At 45.9% G+C, this 8,561-nt stretch carries 6 protein-coding genes and 1 pseudogene; 2 read left to right on the forward strand and 5 right to left on the reverse strand.

Annotated elements, in window-relative coordinates; translation table 11 throughout:
- The 5 genes from RMO84_RS10725 to RMO84_RS10745 all read right to left on the reverse strand — a co-directional run.
- Positions 1 to 620, reverse strand: a 620-nt coding sequence (locus tag RMO84_RS10725) for a pyridoxal-phosphate dependent enzyme (RefSeq protein ID WP_310488453.1), incomplete at its 3' end; no start/stop codon positions are given.
- A 168-nt stretch (positions 621 to 788) separates the two neighbouring features.
- Positions 789 to 1,601, reverse strand: a complete 813-nt coding sequence (gene trpA, locus RMO84_RS10730; RefSeq protein ID WP_310488454.1) for a tryptophan synthase subunit alpha — start codon at positions 1,599 to 1,601, stop codon at positions 789 to 791.
- Positions 1,602 to 1,849: 248 nt separating this feature from the next.
- A complete protein-coding gene (gene trpC / locus RMO84_RS10735) occupies positions 1,850 to 2,677 on the reverse strand; it encodes an indole-3-glycerol phosphate synthase TrpC (RefSeq protein WP_310488455.1) in 828 nt (275 codons plus the stop codon).
- Positions 2,678 to 2,691: 14 nt separating this feature from the next.
- On the reverse strand, positions 2,692 to 4,965 hold the full coding sequence (locus RMO84_RS10740) for an anthranilate synthase (protein WP_310488456.1): 2,274 nt from the start codon (positions 4,963 to 4,965) through the stop codon (positions 2,692 to 2,694).
- A 394-nt stretch (positions 4,966 to 5,359) separates the two neighbouring features.
- The gene (locus RMO84_RS10745) at positions 5,360 to 6,262 is read right to left on the reverse strand and encodes an AraC family transcriptional regulator (protein WP_310488457.1); all 903 of its coding nucleotides are present in this window, start codon (positions 6,260 to 6,262) and stop codon (positions 5,360 to 5,362) included.
- A 642-nt stretch (positions 6,263 to 6,904) separates the two neighbouring features.
- Here RMO84_RS10745 and RMO84_RS10750 point away from each other — a divergent pair.
- Positions 6,905 to 8,044: a glycosyltransferase gene (locus RMO84_RS10750; protein WP_310488458.1), complete on the forward strand. Its 1,140-nt coding sequence runs from the start codon at positions 6,905 to 6,907 to the stop codon at positions 8,042 to 8,044.
- A 149-nt stretch (positions 8,045 to 8,193) separates the two neighbouring features.
- A pseudogene (locus tag RMO84_RS10755) lies at positions 8,194 to 8,561 on the forward strand (hypothetical protein); the annotation flags it as partial.

Consider the following 8,561-nt stretch of genomic DNA (forward strand, 5'->3'; position numbering starts at 1 on the left):
AAAATATAGTAAGTTGTCTCGACATTCGTCACCCAATCGCGAATCGCTTCAGAAGTAGCATCTTTGAGGGTCGCAGTTCCCGACGATACTGGGCGCACTTCAGCCCCCATTAATTTCATCCGAAACACATTCAAAGATTGACGTTGAATATCCTGAACTCCCATGTAAATGATGCATTCTAAGCCAAATAAAGCGCACACTGTCGCGGTGGCCACTCCATGCTGTCCGGCTCCGGTTTCCGCGATAATCCGCCGTTTGCCCATCCGTTTAGCCAGGAGGGCTTGACCGAGAGCATTGTTAATTTTGTGGGCACCCGTATGGTTTAAGTCTTCCCGTTTGAGATAAATTTGGGCACCACTGCCATCTGCTTTGGCATGATGTGCGGTTAAGCGTTCGGCCAAATATAAGGGCGTGGCACGACCGACATAATCCTTGAGTAAATGGTTTAACTCAGCTTGAAAGGTTGGCTCGTTGATATATTGTTGGTGAACCCGATCCAAATCCTGCAAGGCAGGCATCAGGGTTTCGGGGACGTATTGACCGCCAAATCGTCCAAACCGACCGAGCCGATCTGGTTGCTGAACTTCGATAAACATTGGAGCGGGAGCTTTGCTAATCATGGTGTGAAGAGTAAATTATTGCGAATGAGTAGTAAAAAAAGGATGTCTGAAAAGTCGGATGGGCTTCGTTTATAGTGGGTAAATCCCCCAACCCCCTTGGAAAGGGTGCTTTAAAGTCCCCCTTTTTAAGGGGGATTTAGGGGGATTCCCACCAATGTCCATCGAACCCTAATCAGCCAGAGCCGCTTGAAACGCACCACACAAATCTTCGAGTGCGATCAATCCTTCCTCCGGCGTTCCACTCGCCAAAGCATTGACACAAGCACTGCCGACAATGATGGCATTAGCACCCCATTCCTTCATTTGCGTTACTTGTTCGGGACTGGAAATTCCAAACCCAATCCCGATCGGTTTATCAGTGACTTGGCGAATTTGTTGCAGTAAGGGATAAACCTGCTCAGAAACTTGAGCGCGCATCCCCGTTACGCCGATCGCGCTGACAAGATAAATAAAGCCACTCGAAGCAGTAGCGATCGCTTTAATACGTTCGGGTGGACTAGTGGGAGCAACCAGTAATGTCAATTCGATGCCGACTTTTGCCGCTGCGTCGATTAGTAATTGGGATTCTTCTAAGGGTAGATCGGGCACGATTAAGCCTCGAACTCCGACTGCGGCAATTTGGTCTAAAAAGCACTCAATCCCCCGATATAAAATGGGATTGTAATAAGTAAACAAAATCAACGGCGCATTTAGTTGGGGAGTCACTTTAGCAAGCATGGCTAAAATCGAGTCAAACTTAATTCCTCGTTCTAAGGCGCGTGTCGCCGCAGCTTGAATAACTGGCCCATCCGCCAATGGATCGGAGTAAGGAACCCCTAATTCGATCGCACTCGCTCCACACCGATCGAGAACCTTGAGGGCGCGTGCCGTAGTCTCTAGATCCGGATCTCCTGCCATAATAAATGGAATGAATCCACAGGAATTGACAGAATTTTTCGTTGACTTTAACGATTCAAAACGAGTAGAAACTGAGGCAGTCATAATTATTTAGTTTGATAGAAGATTACCGATCGATCGAACTCTAAAATCGATCGATAAATAGAGAATTGGTATAAGCCGTCAATAGTTTGAAGAGTTCAGAGGATGTTTGAAAAGTACAAGGGTATCAATCGTAAGCCCTAGAAGATCCCCCCTAGCCCCCCTTAAAAAGGGGGGATCCGGACTCTTAGTCCCCCTTTTTAAGGGGGATTTAGGGGGATCTGCCCACTAGAAACGTAGCAATTAAACCATTAACCCTCGCCAGTCATCAAACAACGAACCGCGCGTTCGATATCTGGTTGTTTGACCAAAGATTCTCCCACCAACACCGCATCTACACCCCACGAAACTACTCGATCTAACTGCGATCGATCGCTCAGTCCCGACTCACTAATCGCGGTAATTCCCCGATTTTTGAGGACATCAATCCGATCGGCTAATACAGTTTGAGTGGTGGCTAAATCGACATTAAAAGTTGCGAGATTGCGGTTATTAATCCCAACTAAACGTAAAGAGGGTAATGACAACATCCGATCGAGTTCGGCTAGATCGTGTACCTCGACTAAGGCTTCCATCCCTAACTCTTGAATTAAACAGAGCAGTTCGCCCAATTTTTCCACACTCAGCATCGCTGCAATTAATAAAACGGCATCGGCACCTGCCAACCGCGCGAGATAAATTTGAATGGGATCGATAATGAACTCTTTACACAACAGCGGCAGCTCGACTGCTTGCCGAATCCGCTGTAAATTTTCAAAACTGCCCTGGAAAAAACGGGTATCTGTGAGGACAGATAGACAAGTTGCGCCAGCACGTTGGTAAGCTTGAGCGATCGCTACTGGATCGAAATCTGCCCGAATAATGCCGCGACTGGGTGATGCTTTTTTTACTTCAGCAATTAAACTGGGCTGGTAGTTACTTTGCTGTAAAGCTTGCTGGAAATTATGACAAGAACTGGCTTTTTTAGCTTGACTTTGGAGATCTTTTAGATTATAGTACTGTTTTAATTGCACTACTTCTTCTTGCTTATAGCTGAAGATATCTTCCAGAAAATTGTGCGATTTAACAGATTTCAGCATTATTTTTGATTTGCTCAGCTTCGGGATAACTCTTGAAGAGATTTAGAACTTGTTAAAGTTTGAACTTCCTTAAATACAACTGGATTAGTATAAGCATCGATGACATTTTTAATAATGCCCAGACCCACATCTCCCGTCAGTGTCATAATCGATTCAGGATGGAATTGAACTCCCGCAATCGGTAGACTTTGATGTTCGATCGCCATAATCGTGCCGTCTTCAGTAACTGCCGTGACTTGCAGTTGTGAAGGCAAGCGATCGGGAATCGCATACAGAGAATGGTAACGACCCGCATTAAAACCAGTAGGTAAGCCTTGGAATAAAACTGACTCGGGCGCAGTAACCCGAATTCGAGAGGGCTTACCGTGTTGAGGATAATCGAGAACTCCTAACTCTCCACCGTAAGCTTCGACAATGCTCTGTAATCCCAAGCACACACCGAAAATCGGAATTTGTCGTTTCACACAAGCTTGAATCGTTGGAGTTATCCCAAACTCGCTTGGTTTACCCGGCCCAGGCGACAGTACCACTAAATCTGGCTGAAGCCTGTCGAAAACTTCCTCACTAAAACCGTGCCGCAAGGTCGTGACCGTGACACCGCACTGACGAATATAATTAGCCAGGGTGTGAACGAAAGAATCTTCATAATCAATTAACAGCACTCGCCGCTGAACTCGGGTAATGGCTGGATGATGTTCGACCACCGCATGCAAATCTTTGATCGCTGGATGAGTTTCAATTACCGCGTGCAGATTTTTTTGAGCGGATGAAATCCGAGCAGATTTGAGCGTTTGGAATGCCGCTGCCCCTTTTAACAGGGTTTCTGCTTCTTCTGCTGCGGGAATAGAATCATAGAGCAGTGTTGCGCCGACGCGAACTTGAGCGATCGAATCTTTCAACTCCACAGTTCGCAAGATTAATCCGGTATTCAGATCCCCTTTAAAGGTCAAATAACCAACAGCTCCGCCATACCACTGTCGAGCACTGCGTTCGTGCTGTTCGAGAAACTCCATCGCGGCTTTTTTGGGTGCGCCAGTGACGGTAACTGCCCACAAATGGGATAAAAAGGCATCGATGGCATCAAATTCCGGGCGTAATATGCCTTCAACGTGATCGACTGTGTGGATTAAATGACTGTATAGTTCGATCTGCCGCCGACTGAGTACTCGCACGGAACCAGGCTCACAAATCCGCGATTTATCATTGCGATCGACATCAGTACACATGGTTAACTCAGATTCATCTTTGCGAGAATTGAGTAACTCTAAAATATTTGATGCATCTTCGATCGCGTTGCTGCCCCGCCGAATCGTACCGCTAATCGGACAGGTTTCGACGCGGCGATCTTCTACTCGCACGAACATTTCTGGCGAAGCACCGACGATATATTCTCCCCCTAAATTGAGGATAAAACTGAAGGGACTGGGATTAATTTTTTGTAAAGTCTCAAATAGAGCAGTGGGCGGAAGATCGTAACTTTCAAAAAAACTTTGACTGGTAACTACCTCGAATAAATCCCCGCGCCGAAAATAATCTAAGGCTGTTTCTACTTTCGCTGCATATTCTCCAGGGAGATGATCGGCGGTTTTGGTTAACTCTAACTGTTGGCCGCGATAATCGATATATTCCCCCGTTCGTGGCAGACCTCGATTGGTCTGTCCATCGATTTCAAAATCGTACTGTAACTGAAAAGCCTGTTGTCGCTGATAATCGACGATCGTTAATTCATCGGGAAGATATAAGACTAAATCCCGCCCATCGGTCGATCGCGGCAGTTTTTTAGTCATTTTCTCGAATTGAAAGACTAAATCGTAGCCAAATGCACCATACAACCCTAAATACTCATCCTCATCACTATTAAACGCCAACATCACTTCCCGAATTAAGCTAAAAACAGAAGGTTGTTTGCTGCGGTCTTCTTCGGTGAAGACTTGAGTAGTAGGACTGACAAACCCCGTAATTAGATCGAGATGTTGATTTTTAATCTCTAACGCAGGACAGTTGGCAAGCCGATCGCTCAAATAATCAATTAGGATTAGACCGCGCTGATTGAGAGCTTTGATGCTAAATGTCTGCTCGCGAGTGCTAATTTCTAACGGGGGATTTACAAATCCAATCGCCCATTTTTTGTAGCGTCCGGGATACTCATAATTACTGGTCAATAGCCCGCCTCGTTGACTGTCAATCCGAGACAACACATCCTTTGTAGCCAAATCTATTGAAATTTCTTTACTAGAGCGAGAAACGCGGATTTTGCCTTGAGTTGTGTAGCAATTTGGATTAAACACGTAGTAATTCCCTTAAAAATAATTTTGTTAGCTCTCAAACTTTTGTAAAATTTCCCGTCTTTTTTTACAAATTAACGGGATTAAAGCTTGAGTTAGATCGTTCGGCAGTTAACGATCTAAAATCATTGCTGAGACTTGGGTGGGGATGAGTAACTTTGCTAAAACCCAGCATTTGGTGGATCGCTATTCCGATTCCGGCCATCTAGGTGATTACTTTGGAACGAGGTATTGTAGCCAAAAACTAGTGCATATCTAAGTTATTTATCGCTGTCTTACTTTTGACTGCGATTGATGCATAACCTAACTATTACAAAGAATTTAGCCTCTGTCTTGCACATTTCCCCGAAAAAGTAGTAAATTATTGCGAAAATACATAGGTTTACAATTTTGATAATTACTTTGTATCAAGACGATACATTTTTGGGGTTTTCTTGGTATGCTTGCGAAAAACATTGGCAAAGTGGCTCTGGCTCTTAAACCCAACTTGTTCGGAGACTTCAGCAATCGATAATCCTTGCTTGCGCAGTAATTGTTTCGCGCGTTCGATCCGGTGGTAAACCACGTATTGATATGCCGTCATTCCCGTAGACTGCTTAAACAAATTAGTAAAGTAAAAAGGACTCATCCCCACGACATTGGCAATATCCTTGAGCGACAAATTTTCGGTGAGATGCTCGTTAATGTACGAGATCGCTTGTTGCAACTTACTATTGGGCAAACCATTGGCATCTCGGAGCGACTGATTTTTGACGGAATATTGGCGAATCAGGTGAATTGATAGGGCGGCAATCAGATGCTCGACGTAGAGATGACAGCACGATTCACCCGCTCGAAGTTCGGAAATTAGCTCTAAGCAAAATTGGTAAACTAGCGGATCGGGCGTAGCAAAGCAGGGCAAGATTTCAAGCGATTGAATCCCGATCGATTCATAGGCAATTCGAGTCATATTTTTTGGATCTAAATACAATAAGAAAAATTCCCATTCTCGATTCCAACTCTGCTTATTTTGGGTATTGGCTGGCAAGATGGTAATATCCCCTTTGTTAAACTGTTGATGCAGTTTACGATCGCCAGACCATCGCCCGATCGGCATTTGGTGGCTGTTATTAACAATAATTGAATGGTAACTACTGGAGAAGTAAGGAGTTTCCCAAGTAGACTGGTGGTGATATTCAATAAAAGTCCCTGCCCAGTCTAGTGTTTGACTTGAGAATAAAGGTTTTTTGGGTAATAACTGTGAAAGGTTGGAATTTCGATTACTAAAAATGAGGCCAGGCTGTTCGATGTTTGCTAGCATTTAAAAATTTTAAGCTTGGGAGATTAATAATGATTCAGTCGCATCTCTAACCCCCTAAGTTAGAGTCAAAGCCGGGTGGTTTCATGCGAAAACAGAAAAAATTGCATCAATATGTTCAGCCCACAAGCGTAGAGCTTGTGGGACAGTCCGATCGATTGAAGTAGCACTTTAACCTAGTGGAGTCGATGTTCGATTGCCGAAGGCACGCTACGCGAACGATCGCTGTCATCGAGCGATCGTCATGCAAATGTTAGTAGGTAAGCGTTGATTGCTCGGGTAATAGACCGTTTCTATCAATGGTTTCTCGGGGTGAGTGTCCTTGGAACGAACCATCATGACACTTTGTAATCTAATCTATGTTCTTCGTATTAAATACTGTTGCCAGATCTGTTGGCTCTATCTTTTGGGGGATTTATGCACAAAAAACTCTCTACTGCCCACAATATCCGTATCACCATTGACTGAATTCAAACATCAATCGCTCGATCGAGAAGAATCGATCGACTGATGTCGATGTCGATGCGGCTGCTCCAATTACAGGAATTGCGATAACATACAAAAGAAAATCGCTAGTGGCAGTATGTCAATGCCGATGAAAATTTTGGGACTCGATCGCAGCGGTAAGCCTGATGCTGCGAAACTATGAAGATGCTGTTCCTCGACCAAAGCGGTAAACCTGGGGGCGCAGAACTGTGCTTGCTGGATCTTGTTCGGGCATATCGAGATCGCTGCTTAGTCTGTTTATTGGCAGATGGCTCGTTTCGCACCATGCTGGAGGAGGCACAGATTCCAGTCAAAGTATTAGCGAGTTCGATTGATGTCCGCAAAGATAGCAATATTCTCCAAGGCTTGTCTAAGATCGGACAGTCGATCCCACTGGCGATCGCCGTTGCGCGACTGAGCCGCGAGTATGATTTAATCTATGCCAATACGCTCAAAGCTCTAGTCATCGGCGCAATAGCTAGCGTCTTAAGTCGGCGTCCCTTAGTTTTTCACCTGCATGACATCTTGTCGCTAGAGCATTTCAGCAAGATCAATCAATGGATTGCCGTGACGCTGACAAATCGGTTTGCATCGGTTGCGATCGCCAATTCTCTAGCCAGTCAGTCAGCTTTTATTGCCGCTGGCGGTCAGGCAAAACTCACCCAAGTTGTCTATAATGGCTTCAATCTCGCTAGTTATCGAGACGCGTCGCAACGCCAGCCGACTCGACAGGCATTAGGGTTTACCGATCGAGATTTTGTCGTCGGGCACTTTAGTCGGCTTGCGCCCTGGAAAGGACAACATTTATTAATAGCAGCACTCACTCATTGTCCCGAATCTGTAAGTGCCATTTTCGTTGGTGATGCTTTATTTGGCGAACGAGACTATGTAACCCAACTACAGCAACAGGTTAAAGACTTAAACCTCGAAAATCGAGTGCGGTTTGTCGGCTTTCGATCGGATGTCGTCGCACTGATGGCCGGATGCGACTTGGTAGCACATACTTCCACCGCACCCGAACCATTTGGACGAGTCATCGTCGAGGCCATGTTGTGCGGTACTCCCGTGGTAGCAGCAGCGGCAGGCGGCGCGATGGAATTGGTGACAGATGGGGAAACTGGCTGGCTCGTAACACCTGGCGATCCTGTGAAACTAGCAGCAGTTATTCAGCAATGCGCCGATCGACCCGAGCTGGCACAGGAGATCGCCACCACAGCGCGAATCCAAGCCAGTCAACGCTTTGACCTCGTGGGGATCGCCAAACAAATCGATCGCATCTTAATCCAAGTAGCAGGGTGACAAGGGCACCGAGCTACGACACTCCGTAGGAGTTACGCGATCGACGATCGACTATCCACTCCAGATGTTTATGTTCACACTGGGAATGGAGTACTTAAATTAGTCAGGTAAAGATTTCGAGAACAATAATATTTAGGCAGGCAAGCGTAATGATTCTTCCCGAACACGAGCAAATCTTACGAAATCTGAGTTTCAATGCCGAAATTAATTGGGATGCGGGCGGCATTCCCACGAGTCAAGTCTCAAATTGGACTCAGGGGATGCGGGCTAATGCCGATTTTTTTGGGCATGAATCGTATCGAGACAAGTACTTGCAAACAGAAAATTGTAGCCCAGCCTTCGGCGAACGTTGGCGAGCGGCGATTCGGCAGAGCCGACGCTGCGCGTTGGCGGAGCCTGCGCTCTGCGCTTACGGTAGTTGGGATGGTAAAATCGCGATCGATATCGGCTGTGGCCCCGGCAATCTTTACGCTACCATCGGTGGCACTCCGCAAGTACTCATCGGAGTAGATATCAG

Source organism: Chamaesiphon sp. VAR_69_metabat_338 (assembly GCF_031423935.1).
Lineage (GTDB): Bacteria > Cyanobacteriota > Cyanobacteriia > Cyanobacteriales > Chamaesiphonaceae > Chamaesiphon.